We start from the raw sequence: 17,942 nt of genomic DNA, 5'->3' as shown, positions 1-17,942 counted from the left end.
GCAGCCGCCACGCCAGCCAGGCGGCCAGGCCGCGGCGCCGGGTCCAGTGCCCTTGCCCTACGAAAACTTGCGGATCAGGTGTTGCAAGCGATCGCAGGCGGCCGGGACCTGGTGTTCAATCGCTGTCGCGACACCAAGAAGCAGGCCAGACCGCTGCGTGGAGGCAGAGCAGTACCAGCCCGATAACGGTGCGGGCGCCAGCCCGTAGGCATAGGCTTCCCGGGCGATCCTCTTGTCGTCGGCGCCGTCCGGCAGCCTCACCACTACGGCAAGGCCTGCCGGATAGGCCTGGAATCCCCTGGCACTGAGCGCCGCCAGAAGCGCATCGCTGCGGGCTGCGTAAATGCGTTTCATTCGACGCAGATGCCGCATATAGTGCCCATCGCGCATAAACTCGGCCGTCGCCATCTGCACCGCCGGCCCGGGCGCGGAAGCAAGGCAGGCGACGACTTCATCGAAGCGCGATACCAGGCCGGGCGGCACGACGACGAAGCCGAGCCGCAGCGTCGGGCTGAGCGTCTTGCTGAAAGACCCGATATGGATGACCCGTCCCGCCCGATCCTGCGATGCCAGTGCGGGAGCCGCCCGGCGCCTCAGCTGGAGTTCGCCAAGGTAGTCGTCTTCGATGATCCAGGCACCCGCGCGGCTTGCCCATTCGAGCAGTTGCACGCGACGACCGAGCGACAGTGTCGGGCCCAGAGGCGCCTGTTGCCCTGCGGTGACCAGGGCCACCGCGGCATCCGGTGCATGCTCTTCGCCATAGCTGACGTCGATGCCATCTTCGTCCACAGGAACGGGAACCGTCGTGAGCCGGGAAAGTGACATGGCCCTGCGACTGGGCATAAATCCGGGGTTCTCGACCCAGGCTTTTCGGCCCTCGGCCTGAATCACCCGCAGCGTTACACCGAGCGCCCCCGAAAAGCCTGTGGTAATGAAGATCTGCGAGAGCTGACATTCAATACCTCGCGACAAGGCCAGGTGTGCGGCGATTTCCCGCCGGAGTTCATGCTCGCCGCGCGGATCCGGGTAGGCCGCCGGCGCCTCCACCTCGTCACGTGCCGCACGCGATCGCAGCCGCGCGAACAAGGTGGCAGGGAAGCAATCCGATGCCGGCACGCCCATCTGAAAGACCGCGGGACCGGGCAGGAAGTGCTGGTACAGCTCCGAGCGCAGATCCGACTCGACCGAGCGCGCCTGTTCCGCGACAGGCCTTGCGACCGCGGTATGGTCGGAAACCCTGGTCCCGCCGGCGCGCGACGAGACCACCAGTTGCGCATCGGTCAGCCGCTCGTACGCTGTCTTGACGGTGCCTCGAGCCACTCCAAGCTGGGCAGCGAGGTCCATCCACGAAGGCAATCTGGCGCCCGGAACGAGTACGCCACTCTCGATGGCAGCGGTGATACCCAGCCGTATCTGTTCCGCCAGTGAAGTCCTGGACGCACGGTCCAGCTTCAGCCCCAGGATCTTCGTCATCGCCTCTGGTGCATTCAGAAATTGCGTTTTTGGTTCTTTTTTGTGAACCAGGTGGAGCGCATGATTCTAGCCTCCAAGGAGCCAAACATGAAACTGCAACGCTTTCTTCTCTCGCTGGTGGCGGCTACGGGCATGGCCTTTACCGGGGTCGCTTCGGCCCACGGCGCGGGCGACACGGTCAAGCCCAACTTCTCGAAAGAGATTCCCAATATCCCAGGCAAGTCGCTCATTGCCGTGGAGGTTTTCTATCCGCCGGGTGGCGCTTCGCTGCCGCATAGCCATGCCAAATCGTCGTTCATCTATGCATACGTCGTTTCGGGCAGCATCGCGAGCAAGGTGAATGACGAACCGGAACGTGTGTACAAGGCGGGGGAGAGCTTCTTCGAGGAGCCTGGCTCCCGCCATCCGGTGAGCCGCAACGCGAGCAAGACAAAGCCGGCAAAGCTGCTGGCCGTGTTCGTGGTCGACTCGGCCGACAAGGAACTGACGATCAACGACAACTAGGAGTTTGAAATGAGACTGGATTACACCAAAGCATCGCCGGGCGGTGTCAAGGCATTTGGCGGCGTGTACGGCTATGTCATGCAATCGGGCCTTGAAGACGTGCTCGTCGAACTGGTCTATCTGCGCGTGAGCCAGATCAACGGGTGCGCTTATTGCCTCGACATGCATACCCGTGACCTGATCAAGAAGGGCATCACCCCTGCAAAGCTCGCGCTCGTGCAAGCCTGGCATGAAGCAGGGCCGTTGTTCAGCGACCGCGAGAAGGCCGCACTCGCATGGGCTGAGTCGGTCACCCTGGTGGCGGACACACATGTGCCCGAGGAGGACTTCAAGGCCGCGGCCGCGGTGTTCAGCGAGAAAGAACTCGCTGACCTCACGATGGCGATCAGCCTGATGAATGCCTATAACCGGCTTGCCATCAGCTTTCGCCGCGCACCGGATTCCGCGCTGGCTGCGCAAGACTGAGGCCTGTCGTCCCTCTGTATCGAGCGGAGCCGGTTGCCAGGAAACGCGCCTGTCCTGGCGCGTTTTTTCCTGATTGCCGCCAGCAGTTCCTTCGGCGGCTTCCTGGTCAGCAGCAACAGCCCTGGCACGAAGAATTTCGCTTTTCTTGACCGCCTCCTCGTTCCTGGGGTGAATCCGAAATGACTTGCACGGCATTCCAGTCTGGCTCGGCTTCCATCCGCCCGCCGGTACGACCCACTGCACCCCCACTACAACACGGCTTACCGCTCCCACAAAAAGATTCACTTCACTTCCCACCTTCCGTCATAGAAGATTCCCCAGCATCTCCATCTCCGGCCTGAAGCCGCATGCGGCCGGGCGATTGTCCAGTCAATTGGGAGTTCACCATGGCACGCATACCGGCCCTGACCCTGCTTGTCATCGCGCTGGCGGCCTGCAGCAGCACGCCGCCCGCGCCGCCACCCGCAACGCCCGCGTCATCGGCCGCATCCGCCGCGGGACCGGCCGGTAACGTGCAGGCACAGGCGCAACCCCAGCCGAACGCAGTCGACCCTGCAACGATCCAGGCGCTCAACGACATGGGCAAGTACCTGCAATCCCTGCGCCAGTTCGAGGTCTTTATCGACCTGTCTGGTGAACGGGTGCTGCAGGACGGCCAGAAACTGCAGCACACCGCCACGGCGGACCTGGATGTGCAGCGGCCGGACCGGCTGCGCGCGCTGATGCGCAGCGCGCGCTCGCAGCGCGACCTGATCTATGACGGCAAGCAGGTCACGCTGTATTCGCCCGCGCAGAAGTCGTACTCGCAGGTCAACTTCAGCGACAACCTGGGCGTGCTGGCGCAGCGGCTGCGAGAACGCTTCGGCGTGGAGATTCCGTCGGCCGACCTGTTCCTGTGGGGCACGCCTGCGGCGCCGCTGGACAACATGGAATCGGCGATGAACGCCGGCCAGGACATCGTCGGCGGCGAGTTGTGCGACCACTATGCCTTCCGCCAGGGGCAGCTCGACTGGCAGATATGGATCGCCAGCGGCAACCGTCCGCTGCCGCGCAAGCTCGTCATCACCAACCGGGCCGACGAGGCCAGGCCGCAATCGGTCACGCTGTACAAGTGGAACCTCAATCCGAAGTTCGGCAATTCGGCGTTCGCCTTCACGCCGCCCAAGGACGCCAGGAAGGCGGAGTTCGTTCCACTGAAGGCCACCCGGTAACGGGACCATGGACAAAAGGAGCATTGCCATGACCTACACATTCGCAAAGCCGCTCGCAGTGTGCTCGGCCGCGCTCGTGCTGGTGGCCTCCGGCTGGACACCGGTGGCCGAGGCCGCCCGCGGTGGCGGCGGGCATGGCGGCGGTGGCGGACCTGCCGCGGGCGGTGGACACGCTGCCGGCGGCCAGCGCGCCGCTGCCGGCGGCGCCAACCGCGAAGCGCGGCAGGTGAACAACCAGCGTGCCGACGCGCGCACCAACAACGTCCGCAACACCAGCGTCAACAACGTCAACGCCAACCGCAACGTCAACGTCAATACGAGCCGTAACGTCAACGTGAACGTCGACAGTCATGGCGGCTGCTGCGGCTGGGACAACGATTACCACCCGGTGGCGACGGCCGCTGCGGTCACGGCCACTGTCGCCGTGACGTCGGCGGTGGTGGGTTCCATGGTGCGCTCGGTCCCGCCGAGCTGCGTGCCGGTCAACTACGGCGGCATGGTCTACCAGCAGTGCGGCAGTACCTGGTACATGCCGCAGGGCGCGCAGTACGTCGTGGTCAATCCGCCGTACTGACGACAGGCCTGGGCGCGCCGGCGGGCTACCTCGCCGGCCCGGCGGGCTTACCCATGGCGCCGCTGCAAGTCATGGAATGACACCAGCTCGCCGGCCATCGCACTGGCGGCCACGGTGGGCGGGCTGGCCAGCCACACCTGCCCGGGACCCGAGCGCCCGGGGAAATTCCGGTTGATCGAACTCACTGTCACTTGCCCGGCCCGTTCCGACGAACCCGGGCCGCAGTTGGCGCACGCCCCGCACGATGGCTGCAGGATGCGCGCGCCGACCGCATGGAACGTTTCCATGTAGCCCTGGCGGATGCAGTAGTCCCGGACGTCGGTGGTGCCGAACTGCAGGTAGAGCGTGACATGCGGCGGCAGCCGCAGGCCGCGCTGCACCGCCCAGTGCAGCACCTCGTGATACAGGTCGAAGTCCTCGCGCTTGCCGGCAGTGCAGGAGCCGCCGTAGGCGATATCCACGCGCACGCGCCGGTCCAGCGCGGCCAGCGGCAAGCCGTTGCCGGGGTCGCCGGGGCGGGCCACCATCGGGCCGAGCGTGCTGCAGTCCAGTTCGATGGTGGCCGCGAAGGCGGCATCGTCATCGCTGCGCATCCACGGCTCGATCACGAAATCGATGCCCCGGCGCTCCCTCAGGAATCGCACCGTCTGCGCATCCGGCGCGACGATGCCGGTGAAGCCGCCCAACTCGGCGCACATATTGGTCAGCGTGGCGCGTTCGTCGATGGACATCGCGCGCACGACGGGACCGGTGAACTCGAACACCTTGCCGACCCCGGCGCCTGCCTTGACCCCGGCCTGCGCCAGCAGGTGCAGCACCACATCCTTGGCCGTGACGCCAGGCGCAAGTGCCCCGTGGAGCGCGACGCGGATGCCCTCGGGCATGGTCATGCGCACCGCACCCGTCACGAACGCATTGGCCATGTCGGTCGTGCCGACGCCGAAGGCCACGCAGCCCAGCGCGCCGCTATGCGGGGTGTGCGAGTCGGTGCCCACCACGACCTGTCCCGGCAGTGCATAGCGCTCGGCCATCATCGCGTGCGAGATGCCCGCGGCGTGGCTGCCGTCGTCGGTGCGGGACGCTTCCTCTGTGAGCGTGCGGTGGCAACGCAGCTGGTAGGCGTCGACGAACTCCCGCTGTGCCGCGCACATCCGGGCAATGTTGTCGACCAGCCCGCCACGCACATGCGCGGGGCTTTCATTGACGTAGGAGGTATGGTCCTCGAATACCACGATGCGCTCGGGATCCTCAAGCCGCAGCGGCCTGCCAAACGTGGCGTGCAGCATGTGGGCGCACATGCCGGTGTAGTACTCGTGGATAAAGCGCCAGTCGGCGCGCACGAAGATGCCGTCGCCCGGTTCCGGGCCCGCCAGGGATATCGGCGTCACGGGCGTCGCCAGCAGGTGGCGGTGGACGATCTTCTCAAAGAGGGTTTGCGGTGCCGCGGGCGGCGTCGCGGCGGCCGGTTCGACCTTGCCCAGGTATTGCCGGCCGAACTTCAGCAGCCCGCCGCTCAGCAGGATGGCGGCGGCCAGCGCGTCGCGCCCGGCCACCAGCGCTTGCGCGGCGATCGGCTCGCCGGCCTGCAGGCGCGCTAGCAGGCCGAAGTCGGTCGAGGTGAACAGGCCGATGTTGTCGGCGTTCTGTCGGTAGATGCGCTCGAAGCTGCGCGCGATCACCAGCCGGATGCCGGCGAGCTTTTCTGCCGCCGGGCTATGCTCGCGCGACGATCCCTTGCCGTAGCGGTTGCCCGCGACCGTCACCGAGAAGCCGCCCTCGCGGATCGCGCCGGGCGCGACCGGGCAGGTGCCGCCGACCTTGTAGCCGGTATAGGGGTAGCGGCCGAGCTTGTCGTCATAGTGCGTCAGGATCGGCACCGGCGTGATCTCGTCGGTGGACACGTCGTCGCGCAGGGGCCCGGCTTGCTCAGGCGTGAGGGCCTCGCCTTGCAGCTGGCGCGCCATGGCATCCGCCGAGTCGGCGAGGAACAGGATGCGGCCTGCGAAATCTTGGGCGCTCATGCGGGTCTCCAGTGGCATATTGGCCGCACTTTACTGGCTGCATCGCGCCGGCACGAAGCGCTGATCCGGCATGTCTGCTATCTGCGGGTGGCATATCAGGGTTAACCCATGTGTTCGGCGTGGTGCATGCGGCAGGCATGTGCGCAGGCGTTAGTATTCGGCGACACGCGGCTCGCCGCCGGCATCCTGAAGACCATGCACCGCATCGACCCCGTCAATATCCAGCTGTTCCTGGCCGCGGCACGCGAAGGCTCGATCAAGCGCGCGGCGGAGACCGAACACATTGCGCAGTCGGCGCTGAGCCGGCGCATCGCCGAACTGGAGCGCAGCCTTGGGGTGGTGCTGTTCGTGCGTTCGCCCGCCGGCGTGGTGCTGACCGATGCTGGCGCCCGCGCGCTCGAACTGGGCCGCAAGCTCAATGAGGACATCGCCAGCTTCGCGCGCGAAGTGCAGGATCTCGGCGACCAGGTGGCCGGCGTGGTGCGCGTGTCGGCCAGTCCGTCGGCCATCATCGGCTTCCTGCCGGAGCGGCTGCATGCGTTCAAGGCGGCGCATCCGCTGGTCGAGATCGCGCTGTACGAACGTTCCACTGCCGAATCGATCCGCGCCTGCCTCGATGACCGCGTCGACATCGGCATCGGCGTCGAGGCCAAGACGCCTGCTGGGCTGGAGTCGTGGCCGTTCGCCAGCGATCCGCTCAATGTCGTGCTGCCGTCGTCGCACCGGCTGGCGCGGCGCAAGCGCATCCGCTATGCCGAAGTGCTGGAGCATCCGCTGGTGGTGGTGCAGCCCGGCGGCGCGCTCGACCAGGAGCTGCGCGAACAGGCGGCGAACCTGCGCCTGCCGTTCAACCAGAGCGTGACGGTGTCAAGCTTCGAAGCCGCATGCCGCATGGTCGAGGCCGGCCTGGGCATCGCCGTGCTGCCGGCCAGTGCCGGCGCTGCCTATGCCGGCACGCGCGGCTTTGTGCGCGTGCCGCTCGACGAGCCGTGGCGCGAGCGGCAGCTGCTGATCTACGCGCCCTACAAGCAGCCGCGGCTGCGCGCGATCGCGGCCATGATCCGCGCGCTCCAGCCAGGCACCACGGAGGCTATGCCGGGCTGAGATAGCCGGTCCAGCGGATTAGCACTCTGCCGCGCAGCGACGCAGCCCTACACTCCGACCCAAGGCCACCGCCCACGGTGCGATTTCAATAAACGGAGACAAGGAATGCGGACAACGCTGTTTCGGCGGGCGTGCCATGCGCTTGCGGGTATCACCACACTGGCCATGCTGGGCGGCCTGCCTGGCGCGGTCAACGCCCAGGAAACCAGGCCGGTCAGGCTGATCGTGCCAACCCAGCCGGGATCGCAGGCCGACGCCGTGGCGCGTGCGCTGAGCCAGCCGCTGGGCAAGCACCTGGGCCAGTCGGTGGTGATCGAGAATATTGCCGGTGCCGGCGGCGTGCCGGGTACGCAGCAGATCGTCAGGGCGCCGAAAGACGGCTCGACGCTGGGCCTGATCTCGTCGAACCACGTGATCAACCCGTTTATCTACAAGAGCCTGCCCTATGACTCGCTCAAGGACATCACGCCGATCACGGTGATCGGCACGCTGCCGCTGGTGCTGGTCGTCAATCCTGCCGTCAACGCGCAAACCACCCGCGAACTGGTCGCGCTGCTCAAGTCGAAGCCGGGCGAGCTCAACTATGGCTCGTCGGGCAACGGCACGGTGCTGCATCTGGCCGGGCAACTGTTTGCCAGCGAAGCGAAGGTCGATATCCGGCATGTACCTTACAAGGGCGCGGGTAACTACACTACGGACCTTGTCGGCGGCCAGGTGCAGGTCGGCTTCCTGACGGTGCAGGCGGTGCTGCCGCTGCTGAAGGCCGGCAAGCTGAAGGCCATCGCCGTGTCGACCGCCCAGCGCGTGCCGGCTCTGCCGGACGTGCCGACGCTGGCGGAGTCGGGCCTGCCGCGCTACAGCTTCGATGCCTGGCTGGCGATCGTGGGCCCGGCGGGCCTGTCGAAGGCGAACGTGTCGGCGTTGCAGTCGAAGATCCAGGCCACGCTGCAGGAGCGCGACGTGCAGGTGCATCTGGCGGGGCAGGGCGTGGTCGTGGCGGCCACCGGTGCCGACGCGGCCGTGCCGTTCTTTCGCAGCGAGCTGGACAAGCATGCGAGGATCGTCAGGCAGGCGGGCGCGACGCTGAACTAAGGCAACGTGCCTGACACCGGGGGCCCGCCGCTTGCGGCGGGTCCTTTTCCTTTTGCACTCCCTACAGCGCGGCGCAGTCTTCCGGATCCGCGACAGCCGCACGCGGCACCGGCTTGGTTGTGCTTGCCACGGGCTTCGGTGCCGGTTGCCCAGGGCCGGGAGCCAGGGCCTGTCCCAGACGCGCATCGCGTTGCAGCGCCACATGGACGGCTTCGCCCTTGCTGCGGACGCCGAGCGCCTTGTAAAGGGCGTTGCAATGGCACTTGACCGTCGCCACTGAAACGTTCAGCTGCCGGCTGATGGTCTTGGCGGGATAGCCGCGTGCGAGCAGTACGAGGATTTCGTACTGGCGCGGCGTGAGGCCGAGCGCGTGGGCCTCGCCGGGCGAACGGACGTCGGCCACCGTGTCGTCGTTTGCAGTGAAGGCGCCTTTGGCGCGGCGCTCCGCGTTTCGTCCGGCGCTGCCTTGGCGCATGCCATCGTGCGATGCCGGCGCAGTATCCGGTGCCATATCCGGTTCCAGCGCCGCCCGCCGGCTGAACGGCCTCAGGCTGACCTGGTAGCCGCTGCCGACCAGCCGGATCGCTGCTTCCAGCACATCGGGCTGCACCGATTTCGGCAGGCAACCCACGACGCCCGCCGTGACCTTGTCATCGACCCAGTTCCGGGGCGCGATGTCGCAAAGTACCAGCAGCCGCGCCGCGGGCCAAATCCTGCCGACCTGGCACAGCAGCTGCCATGCAGCCTCCGGATCGTCCGGCAGCCCCAGCACGACCAATGTGATGCCTTCGCCGGCAGCGCAGTGCCCCGCGAGTTCAGCCGGGTCGGCGGTAACGAGCTCGCCGACGGCGTCGACGTTTTCCAGTGTCCTGCGCAACGCCACCCGCAGCAAAGCGTGGGATTCAATCAACAGCACCTTCATTGCACATGTCTCTCTTGCGCGCGGACGCGGCGCCGCGGCCGCGGCAGGGAGCGGCATGCGGCATCGTACGTCCGGCGGCCGTGATTTATGCGGCGGCTCGCGTTGCGACTGGCGACATGGTGGCGTGGCTCAGCCTGGATTGCGCAAGCTCGACCGCTTGCTGGAAGCGGGCCTGCGCCAGCTGGGCAAGCCCGGCCTGCGTTTCGGACGCGATTTCATACAGCTGCCGCGTGTAGGCGCAGGCCTTGTCTGCGGCAACGGGCGTCAGGCCGTTCTGCATGTCGAGGACCTTGCGCAGGTCCCTGCTGGCCAGCAGCGCCTGCATCCGCTGCTGGCTTTCGTCGAAGGCTGCCTGCGCGGTCTGCAGGTTCAGCTCGGCGATCCGCTGGAAGCCGGCAAACAGGATGCTGGAGTAGGCGAAGCAGTCAGCGAAGCCGCTGCCGTGACTGGCAGCGAACTGATCGGGCGCGAAATCGGGCATGCAATGGTTTCCTTGGATCCGCCGGGGCATGGTGCCCGACGACAGGTTGGCGGGTGAACGCACGACCGGAGGAGTGCGTCGGACAAGACGCCCGGCGTGCTGCGTTGCATCATTCGCGCCCAATTTTAGAGTAAGCACTCTAAACAATGTGATCCGCAGGCCTAGGGGGATTCCCCGATGGCTTCAGCGTTTCTGTACGATTTTGTTTTTTCGTTTTCGTTTGGCATTTCGGCCGGCGCGTTCCGGAACACAGCCGCAATGCGCGACGAATGACGGAGGCGATCGGCATAGCGGCAAGTAGAATCGCTGCGACTCCATCCCCTCGACATGCCATGCGGATTCCCCCGGTAAAGGCCATCATCGCTTTCGAAAGCGTCGCCAGGACCAAGAGCGTCAGCCGCGCCGCTGAAGAACTCGGCCTGACCGCTTCCGCCGTCAGCCACCAGCTCAGCAACCTGGAAGAGATCCTGGGCCAGCCGCTGTTCTTCCGGCAAGGGCGCGGGCTGGCGCTGACGTCGGTGGGCGAGCAGTACCTGCGCGATATCACCGGCGTGCTGGCCGATCTCAACCGCGCTACCGAACGCGCCTCGAGCCCGGCCAATATCGAGATCCTGCGCGTCCATTCGAGCCCGAGCTTCGGCCTGATGTGGCTGCTGCCACGGCTAGAATCGTTCCAGGCCGACAATGGCGATATCCAGCTCAACCTGTCGTGCTCGTATGAAGACGTATCGTTCACCAGCGGCTATTACGATGTCGATATCCGCCATGGCTACGCGCACTGGCGCGACCTGCAGGTGAAGACGCTGCGGCGCGAGACGATCGCGCCGCTGGCTTCTCCTGCCTATCTCGAAAAGCATCCGATCCGTACGCCCGAGGATCTGCTGGCGCAGCGGCTGATCTATTCCGAAACGCCGCTGGTGCAGTGGCAACAGTGGTTCGCGCGGTTCGGCGTGCCGGCTTCGCACAAGACCTTCGACTTCAGCTTCGACCGCTCCTACATGTCGCTGGAGACCGCCGCACTGGGCCTGGGCGTGGCGCTGGAAAGCACGCTGCTGGCATCGGTGCAGATCCGCAAGGGCGCACTGATGCCCGTGTTCGACGACAGCCACGCGCTGGAGGTGGGCAGCCACCACGTGGTCTGCCCGGCGCAGAACGCCGGATTGCCGCGTGTGGCGCGCTTCCTGGCCTGGCTCGACCGCCAGTTGCCGGCGCCGCGCTGAACGCGCGATGCCACATGCGCGGCCGATGAAGTGAACGAGACGGCGCGCTTCGAGGCGACCGTCTGCCGATGTTTGAAAATTTCTCAGCAATAGCTGAGGCAGACTGCGTTGATCGTCAGGCCGCCAGCGACAAAACTCGACACATCCCAAGTCCAATTGCAAGGAGACAAAGATGCTGGTCGAGAACAACGTAGTCATCATCACCGGCGCCGCCTCGCCGCGCGGCATCGGCAGGGCCACCGCCAGGGCCTTCGCCGCGCAGGGTGCCACCGTGGTGATCCTGGACCTGCGCCTCGAAGACGCGCAGGCTGCCGCCGGTGAGCTGGGTGACCGCCACCTGGGCCTGGCCTGCGACGTGACCGACAAGGCCGCCTGCGAACGCGCGGCGCAGACCGTGCTGCAGCGCTACGGTCGCATCGACGCGCTCGTCAATAACGCCGGCATCACCCAGCCGGTGCGCACGCTCGATATCCAGGCGACCGACTACGACGCCGTGCTTGACGTGAACCTGCGCGGCACGCTGTACATGTCGCAGGCGGTGCTGCCGCAGATGCGCGAGCAGAAGCGCGGCAGCATCGTGTGCATGTCGTCAGTGTCGGCGCAGCGTGGCGGCGGCATCTTCGGCGGGCCGCACTACAGCGCCGCCAAGGCCGGCGTGCTGGGCCTGGCGCGCGCCATGGCGCGCGAGTTCGGGCCCGACAGCATCCGCGTCAATTCGATCACGCCGGGCCTGATCCAGACCGACATCACCGGCGACAAGCTCACTCCCGAGATGCGCGCCGACATCATCAAGGGCATCCCGCTGGGCCGGCTGGGCAACGCGGCCGACGTGGCCAACGCCTGCGTGTTCCTGGCGAGCGACATGTCCGCCTACCTGACCGGCATCACGCTGGACGTCAACGGCGGCATGCTGATCCACTAAATTCAAGTGAAGCCGCCCGACAGAGGCGCAGCCTTCAACAGCCGGGGCACCGCAGCGCGGCGCCACCAGGCAGGAGACAACCGATGAAGACCAAATACGCGGCTTCGCCCATCTGCGGCGAAGCGACGCTGCACGCCGATTCCGCCACCTTCGAGACCCGCACCTACGCCAAGGTGGTGAAGCGGCTGATCCCGTTCCTGATGCTCTGCTATCTGGGCGCCTACCTGGACCGGGTCAATGTCGGCTTTGCCAAGCTGCAGATGCTGAGCGACCTGCAGTTCAGCGAAACCATCTACGGCCTCGGCGCCGGCATCTTCTTCCTCGGCTACTTCCTCTTCGAAGTGCCGAGCAACGTGATCTTGCACCGGGTCGGCGCCAAGCGCTGGCTGGCGCGCATCATGCTGACGTGGGCGGTGATCTCGGCGTGCTTCGCCTTTGTCACCACGCCAACCCAGTTCTACGTGCTGCGCTTTCTGCTGGGCGTGGCGGAGGCCGGCTTCGCGCCGGGCGTGATCCTGTACATGACGTACTGGTTCCCCTCCGAGCGGCGTGCCAAGGCATTGTCGATGTTCTTCATGGCGATCCCGCTGGCCGGCATCGTGGGCGGGCCGCTGTCGGGCTGGATCATGCATGCCTTCCACGGCGTGGGCGACCTGGCCGGCTGGAAGTGGCTGTTCCTGATCGAAGCGCTGCCTTCGCTGTGCCTGGGCGTGGCCATCCTGTTCTACCTCGACAACGGCATCGACCACGCGCACTGGCTGACTGACGCCGAGAAGGCCCTGCTCAAGCGCAATATCGAGGGCGACAACGTGCACAAGATGGAACACATGTCGATCCGCTCGTTCATGGCGGACCGCCGCCTGTGGCTGATGGCAGCGATCTACTTCTGCGTGGTGCTGGGCCAGTACGGGCTGACCTTCTGGCTGCCGACCATCATCCGCAAGGCCGGCGTCGCCGATCCGCTGTGGGTGGGCATCTACACCGCGCTGCCGTATCTGTGCGCGATCGTGGCGCTGCCGCTGGTGGGCATGAGCGCCGACCGCCGCCGCGAGCGCCGCTTCCACCTGATCGTGCCGATGGTGGTCGCCGCCACCGGGTTTGCCACCTTGCCGCTGCTGGGCAGTGTCAGTGCATCGCTGGTATGCCTGTGCATCGCCGCCGCCGGCATCCTGGCCTCGTCGTCGCAGTTCTGGGCGTTGCCTACCGCGCTGCTGGGCGGCATGTCGGCCGCAGCGGGCATCGCCGCGGTCAACTGCGTGGCCAACCTGGCTGGCTTCTTCTCGCCCGCCATCGTGGGCTGGCTCAATGACCTGACCGGCAAGTCCACCGCCGGGCTGGTGTTCATCTCGGCCACCGTGGTCTTCGGCGCCTTGCTGGTCCTGCTGGTTCCGGGCCGGTCCGTGAACCGCTGATGCCTTCCTTTCCTGAATTGTTGATCGAACCGATTGCTGGAGACACCATGCAACAAGCAACCACCGACAAGGCCGTGTCCTTGCGGGAACGCGCCTACCGCATCCGCCGCAACGCCTTGCTGATGGGCGAAGTCCAGGGCCAGGGCTATATCGGCCAGGCGCTCGATATCGCCGACGTGCTCGCCGTGGCCTACTTCGACGCCATGCGCTACCGCCCCGAAGATCCCGAATGGGAAGGGCGCGACCGCTTCCTGCTGTCGAACGGCCACTACGCCATCGCGCTGTACGCGGCGCTGCTTGAGGCCGGCATCCTGCCCGCCGAAGAGCTGGAGACCTATGGCAGCGACGACAGCCGCCTGCCGATGTCGGGCATGGCCAGCTACACGCCCGGCATGGAAATGTCCGGCGGCTCGCTGGGGCAGGGCCTGACCATCGCCGTGGGCCGCTGCCTGGGCCTCAGGCGCAAGGGCTCCGGCAACTTCATCTACACGCTGTTCTCCGACGGCGAGCTGGACGAGGGCGCGATCTGGGAAGGCATCCTGTCCGCCGCGCACTGGAAGCTGGATAACCTGATCGCGATCGTCGATGTCAACAACCAGCAGGCCGACGGCCCGTCCACGCAGATCATGGCGTTCGAGCCGCTGGTGCCGAAGCTGGAAGCATTCGGCTGGTTCACGCAGCGCGTCGACGGCAACGACATCGACGCCGTGGCTGCCGCCTTCCGTGCGGCGCGCGAACATAGCGGCGCGCAGCCGCGCATGATCATCTGCGATACGCGCATGGGGTGCGGCGTGCCGTTCCTCGAGCAGCGCGAGAAGAACCACTTTATCCGCGTGGATGCCCACGAATGGCAACTCGCACTGCAGGCCCTGGAAGCCGGGAGACAAGCATGAGCAATACCATCGCCACCGCCAGCACCAACACCAACACCAAGCCTAAGCTGAAGACCTCGGCCATGATCGCCTCCATCGCCGGCGAAGGACAGGCCACCCGATCCGCGCCATTCGGCCACGCGCTGGTGGAACTGGGGCGCCAGAAGCAGGACGTGATCGGCATGACCGCCGACCTGGGCAAGTACACCGACCTGCATATCTTTGCGCAGGCGTTCCCCGAGCGCTACTACCAGATGGGCATGGCCGAACAGCTGCTGATGGGTGCCGCCGCCGGCTTCGCGCATGAAGGGGCACGGCCCTTCGTCACCACCTACGCGGTATTCGCCACGCGCCGCGCCTACGACTTCATGCACCAGACCATCGCCGAGGACAACCTCGACGTGAAGATCGTCTGTGCGCTGCCCGGGCTGACCACCGGCTACGGCCCCAGCCACCAGGCCGCCGAGGACCTGGCGCTGATGCGCGCCATGCCCAACATGACCGTGATCGACCCGTGCGACGCGATCGACATCGAGCAGATGGTGCCGGCCATTGCCGCGCACAACGGCCCGGTGTACGCGCGCCTGCTGCGCGGCAACGTGCCGGTGGTGCTGGACGAGTACGACTACAAGTTCGAGCTCGGCAAGGCAAAGCTGCTGCGCGATGGCGCCGAGGTGCTGGTGATCTCGTCGGGCATCATGACCATGCGAGCGCTGGAGGTGGCCAAGGCGCTGGAGAAGGACCGCATCGGCGTGGCGGTGCTGCACGTGCCGACCATCAAGCCGCTCGATACCGAAACCATCGTGCGCGAAGCGAAGCGGCAAGGGCGCCTGGTGGTGGTGGCCGAGAACCACACGGTGATCGGCGGCCTGGGCGAGGCGGTCGCGGCCACGCTGATGCAGGCGGGCACCATGGTGCCGTTCCGGCAGGTCGGGTTGCCCGACGCATTCCTCGATGCCGGCGCACTGCCCACGCTGCACGACCGCTATGGCATCTCGGCGGGCGTGATGGCGCAATCGATCCGCGACTGGATCGCCTGACGGCCGTCTTTCGCATCCCCCATGGTCATTTCCGCTGCCGCGGGAATGACCTTCAGACTCCAGCAACGGCGTGATGCAGCAACAGTGCCGACAGCACGAACATCGTCACGCCGATCAACCCGTCCAGCACGCGCCAGGCCAACGGCCAGGCGAACCACGGCGCCAGCCAGCGCGCCCCGAATCCCAGCAGCCCGAACCAGAACAGGCTGGCCGAACTCGCGCCCGCCACGAACCAGCCGCGCAGCGCCGCCGGCTGCTGCGCGCCGATGCTGCCGACCAGCAGCACCGTGTCGAGATAGACATGGGGATTGAGCAGCGTGAACGCAGCCGCCTGCGCCAGCGCGGCGCCGCGGCTGAGGCCCTCCTGTCCTGCCGCCGCCCGCAGCTGGTGCGACTGGCGCGCGCGCTGCAGGGCTCGCCATCCGTATAGCGCCAGGAACGCGGCGCCGGCCAGCGCCAGCGCGCGCGCCAGGCCGGGGTTCTCGCCCAGCGCCCGGGCCATGCCCATGACCCCCGCTGCGATCAGCAGGGCATCCGCGACGGCGCAGAACAGCACCACGCTGCCGACATGCTCGCGGCGCAGGCCCTGGCGCAGCACGAAGGCGTTCTGGGCGCCGATCGCGACGATCAGGCCCAGGCTGAGGGCCATACCCTGGAGCCAGACAGACAAGGAGAGGGAGGAAGTGGCGAGCGGCGTCATCATGGGGGCAGCTTGCCTGGCCGCGCAGATGAAGACAAACTATCTTTCCTTTATCTGGTTTAGGAAAACTTAAGGCGATGCTGGACTATTCGGCCCTCTCCGCACTGGCCGCCGTGATACGCGAAGGCAGCTTCGAGCGTGCCGCGCGCGCGCTTCATGTCACGCCGTCGGCCATTTCCCAGCGCGTCCGGCTGCTGGAGGAGCGGCTGGGTTGCGCGCTGGTGGTGCGCGACCAGCCTTGCCGCGCGACGGAGACGGGCCGCAGGCTGTGCCAGCACGTCGACCGCGTGCGGCTGCTCGAGCAGGATCTGCAGGGGGCGCTGCCGGCGCTGGCGCCGGAGGGCATCGCACGCGTCGCGCTGCCGATCGCGGTGAATGCCGACAGCCTTGCGACCTGGGCCGTGCCGGCCATCGCGGCCTTCGCCGCGGCCAGCCCCGTACTGATGGAAGTCGCCGTGGACGACCAGGATCACACCACCGAGTGGCTGCGCAGCGGCGCCGTGCTGGCCGCCGTGACCGCGACGGCGCGCCCGGCGGCAGGCTGCAACAGCCAGCCGCTGGGGGCCATGCGCTACCTGGCGGCCGCCAGCCCGGCCTTCGTGCGGCAGCATTTTGCCGGCGGCGTGGGAGCCGGCACGCTGGCGAAGGCCCCCAGCCTGCTGTTCAACACCAAGGATGAACTGCAGGTGCGCTGGGCGCGGCGGCTGTGCCATCGGCATGTTGATCTGCCCAGGCACATGCTGCCTTCCTCGCAGGCCTTCGTGACTGCGGCGCTGGCCGGCATGGGCTGGGGGCTGCATCCGCAGTCGCTGATCGCGCAGCATCTCGGCGACGGCTCGCTGGTCGAGCTGGTGCCGGGCACGCCGCTGGACGTGCCGTTGCACTGGCAATACGCGCGCGCCGCGTCCGGCCTGCTCGACGGCCTGAGCCGCGAGGTGCTGGCGGCCGGCCGCGCCGCGTTGCTGGCGCCCTGACTTGGCAGCGGTAAGCCACCGGCGGCGTGCCGGGGTCAGTCGTGCAGGTGCTCGTCCACGAAACGCCGGAACAGCGCCATGCTCGGCGCCTCGGTCCGGCCCGCCAGCGTGAAGAACGCGTAGCGGGGGCCGTCGTCGACCGCGGGCGTGGTCGCCAGTTCGCACAGCTTCCCCTCGGCGATTTCCGTCCGCACGGCCGCGACGATGCTGAACAGGATCGCGTCCGAGACCAGCACGGCCTCGACCAGGCTGCGCACGTTCTCGCAGCGCAGGCTCAGGCAATGCTCGGGATCGGCGCGCGGGCCGAAGCGCTTGACCAGCCCGCGCGCGACTTCCGGGCTCAGCGGTGCCGACGCCAGCGGATAGCGCATGACATCGTCGAAGGTCACGGCCTCGCCGGCGGCGGCCTGCAGCAGCAGCGGATGGCCCGCGCGGCAGATGAAGCGGCCCTGCAGCTGCGCCAGCAATTCGTGGCGCAGGTCGGTGGCCGGCGCCACGCTGGTGACCTCCACGATGACCGCGTCCAGCGTGCGCTGGCGCAGCTGGATCATCAGCGCGTCGGAAGTGCCGAGCGACACCGCCACCTGTATGCCGGGGTGGTGCATGGCCATGTGGCGCAGGAACGGCGTCATCAGCACCGCGCCGGGGCCAGCGCCCAGCCCGACGCGGATGGCGCCGAGGTGATGGCGGTGGAACAGTTCGACGCTGCGGTGCAGCTCGGCTTCCTCGAACAGCATGCGCCGGGCCCGCTCGGCGATCAGTTCGCCCAGCGGGGTCAGCACATTGCGCCGGCCATGGCGGTCGATGAGCTTGCCGCCAAGCTCGTCCTCCAGCGCCTGGATGCTGCGGCTCAGCGCCGACTGGGTCAGGTGCAGCCGTTGCGCGGCGCGGCTGAACGATTCCACGTCCGCGACCATGAGCAGGTGCCGCAGGTGTTTGAGGTGCATCGATGCCT

18 protein-coding genes are annotated in these 17,942 nt (G+C 67.0%); 12 read left to right on the top strand and 6 right to left on the bottom strand.

Annotated features, from left to right (window positions below; genetic code table 11):
- Nucleotides 1-57: 57 nt before the first annotated feature.
- Nucleotides 58-1,473 carry a PLP-dependent aminotransferase family protein gene (locus E1J61_RS17505; RefSeq protein WP_133095300.1) on the bottom strand — a complete coding sequence of 472 codons (1,416 nt, stop codon included), beginning with the start codon at nucleotides 1,471-1,473 and terminating at the stop codon, nucleotides 58-60.
- An 87-nt stretch (nucleotides 1,474-1,560) separates the two neighbouring features.
- Between E1J61_RS17505 and E1J61_RS17500 the strand changes: the two genes are divergently transcribed.
- From E1J61_RS17500 to E1J61_RS17485, 4 genes are all read left to right on the top strand, one after another.
- Complete coding sequence (locus E1J61_RS17500) at nucleotides 1,561-1,977, top strand: cupin domain-containing protein (RefSeq protein ID WP_133095299.1); 417 nt, start codon at nucleotides 1,561-1,563, stop codon at nucleotides 1,975-1,977.
- A 9-nt stretch (nucleotides 1,978-1,986) separates the two neighbouring features.
- The gene (locus tag E1J61_RS17495) at nucleotides 1,987-2,442 is read left to right on the top strand and encodes a carboxymuconolactone decarboxylase family protein (RefSeq protein WP_133095298.1); all 456 of its coding nucleotides are present in this window, start codon (nucleotides 1,987-1,989) and stop codon (nucleotides 2,440-2,442) included.
- Nucleotides 2,443-2,828: 386 nt separating this feature from the next.
- Nucleotides 2,829-3,653 (top strand): DUF2092 domain-containing protein, encoded by an 825-nt coding sequence (locus E1J61_RS17490; RefSeq protein WP_133095297.1) that lies wholly within the window; start codon nucleotides 2,829-2,831, stop codon nucleotides 3,651-3,653.
- Nucleotides 3,654-3,681: 28 nt separating this feature from the next.
- A complete protein-coding gene (locus tag E1J61_RS17485) occupies nucleotides 3,682-4,227 on the top strand; it encodes a hypothetical protein (RefSeq protein WP_133095296.1) in 546 nt (181 codons plus the stop codon).
- Nucleotides 4,228-4,274: 47 nt separating this feature from the next.
- Here E1J61_RS17485 and E1J61_RS17480 read toward each other — a convergent pair whose 3' ends face one another.
- The gene (locus tag E1J61_RS17480; protein WP_133095295.1) at nucleotides 4,275-6,248 is read right to left on the bottom strand and encodes an aconitase family protein; all 1,974 of its coding nucleotides are present in this window, start codon (nucleotides 6,246-6,248) and stop codon (nucleotides 4,275-4,277) included.
- Nucleotides 6,249-6,443: 195 nt separating this feature from the next.
- Here E1J61_RS17480 and E1J61_RS17475 point away from each other — a divergent pair, with 195 nt between their 5' ends.
- Nucleotides 6,444-7,352, top strand: coding sequence for a LysR family transcriptional regulator (locus E1J61_RS17475; RefSeq protein WP_133095400.1), 909 nt, complete (start codon nucleotides 6,444-6,446; stop codon nucleotides 7,350-7,352).
- Nucleotides 7,353-7,457: 105 nt separating this feature from the next.
- Nucleotides 7,458-8,444 (top strand): tripartite tricarboxylate transporter substrate binding protein, encoded by a 987-nt coding sequence (locus tag E1J61_RS17470; RefSeq protein ID WP_133095294.1) that lies wholly within the window; start codon nucleotides 7,458-7,460, stop codon nucleotides 8,442-8,444.
- A 61-nt stretch (nucleotides 8,445-8,505) separates the two neighbouring features.
- On the opposite strand, the gene E1J61_RS17465 is transcribed toward E1J61_RS17470, so the two are convergent.
- Together E1J61_RS17465 and phaP are read right to left on the bottom strand one after the other, a co-directional pair.
- Nucleotides 8,506-9,366 (bottom strand): response regulator transcription factor, encoded by an 861-nt coding sequence (locus E1J61_RS17465; protein ID WP_243736904.1) that lies wholly within the window; start codon nucleotides 9,364-9,366, stop codon nucleotides 8,506-8,508.
- 85 nt (nucleotides 9,367-9,451) lie between these two features.
- The gene (gene phaP, locus E1J61_RS17460; protein WP_165971493.1) at nucleotides 9,452-9,847 is read right to left on the bottom strand and encodes a TIGR01841 family phasin; all 396 of its coding nucleotides are present in this window, start codon (nucleotides 9,845-9,847) and stop codon (nucleotides 9,452-9,454) included.
- 332 nt (nucleotides 9,848-10,179) lie between these two features.
- Here phaP and E1J61_RS17455 point away from each other — a divergent pair, with 332 nt between their 5' ends.
- The 5 genes from E1J61_RS17455 to E1J61_RS17435 all read left to right on the top strand — a co-directional run bounded on the left by E1J61_RS17455 (nucleotide 10,180) and on the right by E1J61_RS17435 (nucleotide 15,313).
- Complete coding sequence (locus E1J61_RS17455; protein ID WP_133095291.1) at nucleotides 10,180-11,067, top strand: LysR substrate-binding domain-containing protein; 888 nt, start codon at nucleotides 10,180-10,182, stop codon at nucleotides 11,065-11,067.
- A gap of 172 nt (nucleotides 11,068-11,239) precedes the next feature.
- Nucleotides 11,240-11,989, top strand: coding sequence for an SDR family NAD(P)-dependent oxidoreductase (locus E1J61_RS17450; RefSeq protein WP_133095290.1), 750 nt, complete (start codon nucleotides 11,240-11,242; stop codon nucleotides 11,987-11,989).
- A gap of 83 nt (nucleotides 11,990-12,072) precedes the next feature.
- The gene (locus E1J61_RS17445; protein WP_133095289.1) at nucleotides 12,073-13,401 is read left to right on the top strand and encodes an MFS transporter; all 1,329 of its coding nucleotides are present in this window, start codon (nucleotides 12,073-12,075) and stop codon (nucleotides 13,399-13,401) included.
- Nucleotides 13,402-13,448: 47 nt separating this feature from the next.
- On the top strand, nucleotides 13,449-14,294 hold the full coding sequence (locus tag E1J61_RS17440; RefSeq protein WP_133095288.1) for a transketolase: 846 nt from the start codon (nucleotides 13,449-13,451) through the stop codon (nucleotides 14,292-14,294).
- Nucleotides 14,291-15,313 carry a transketolase family protein gene (locus E1J61_RS17435; protein ID WP_133095287.1) on the top strand — a complete coding sequence of 341 codons (1,023 nt, stop codon included), beginning with the start codon at nucleotides 14,291-14,293 and terminating at the stop codon, nucleotides 15,311-15,313. The genes E1J61_RS17440 and E1J61_RS17435 overlap by 4 nt, the downstream gene beginning before the upstream one ends.
- Before the next feature lie 52 nt (nucleotides 15,314-15,365).
- Here the strand turns inward: E1J61_RS17435 and E1J61_RS17430 are convergent, their stop codons facing one another.
- Entirely contained in the window at nucleotides 15,366-16,016 is a 651-nt protein-coding gene (locus E1J61_RS17430) for a LysE/ArgO family amino acid transporter (RefSeq protein ID WP_133095286.1), read from the bottom strand.
- Nucleotides 16,017-16,090: 74 nt separating this feature from the next.
- Here E1J61_RS17430 and E1J61_RS17425 point away from each other — a divergent pair, with 74 nt between their 5' ends.
- Nucleotides 16,091-16,987, top strand: coding sequence for a LysR family transcriptional regulator ArgP (locus E1J61_RS17425; protein WP_133095285.1), 897 nt, complete (start codon nucleotides 16,091-16,093; stop codon nucleotides 16,985-16,987).
- Nucleotides 16,988-17,022: 35 nt separating this feature from the next.
- On the opposite strand, the gene E1J61_RS17420 is transcribed toward E1J61_RS17425, so the two are convergent.
- Nucleotides 17,023-17,934 carry a LysR family transcriptional regulator gene (locus E1J61_RS17420; RefSeq protein WP_133095284.1) on the bottom strand — a complete coding sequence of 304 codons (912 nt, stop codon included), beginning with the start codon at nucleotides 17,932-17,934 and terminating at the stop codon, nucleotides 17,023-17,025.
- Nucleotides 17,935-17,942: the final 8 nt, after the last annotated feature.

This window comes from Cupriavidus sp. L7L, assembly GCF_004353535.1.
Classification (GTDB): domain Bacteria; phylum Pseudomonadota; class Gammaproteobacteria; order Burkholderiales; family Burkholderiaceae; genus Cupriavidus; species Cupriavidus oxalaticus_A.
Note: the sequence above shows the minus strand (reverse complement) of the source record. Positions and strands in the feature narration are given on the sequence as shown.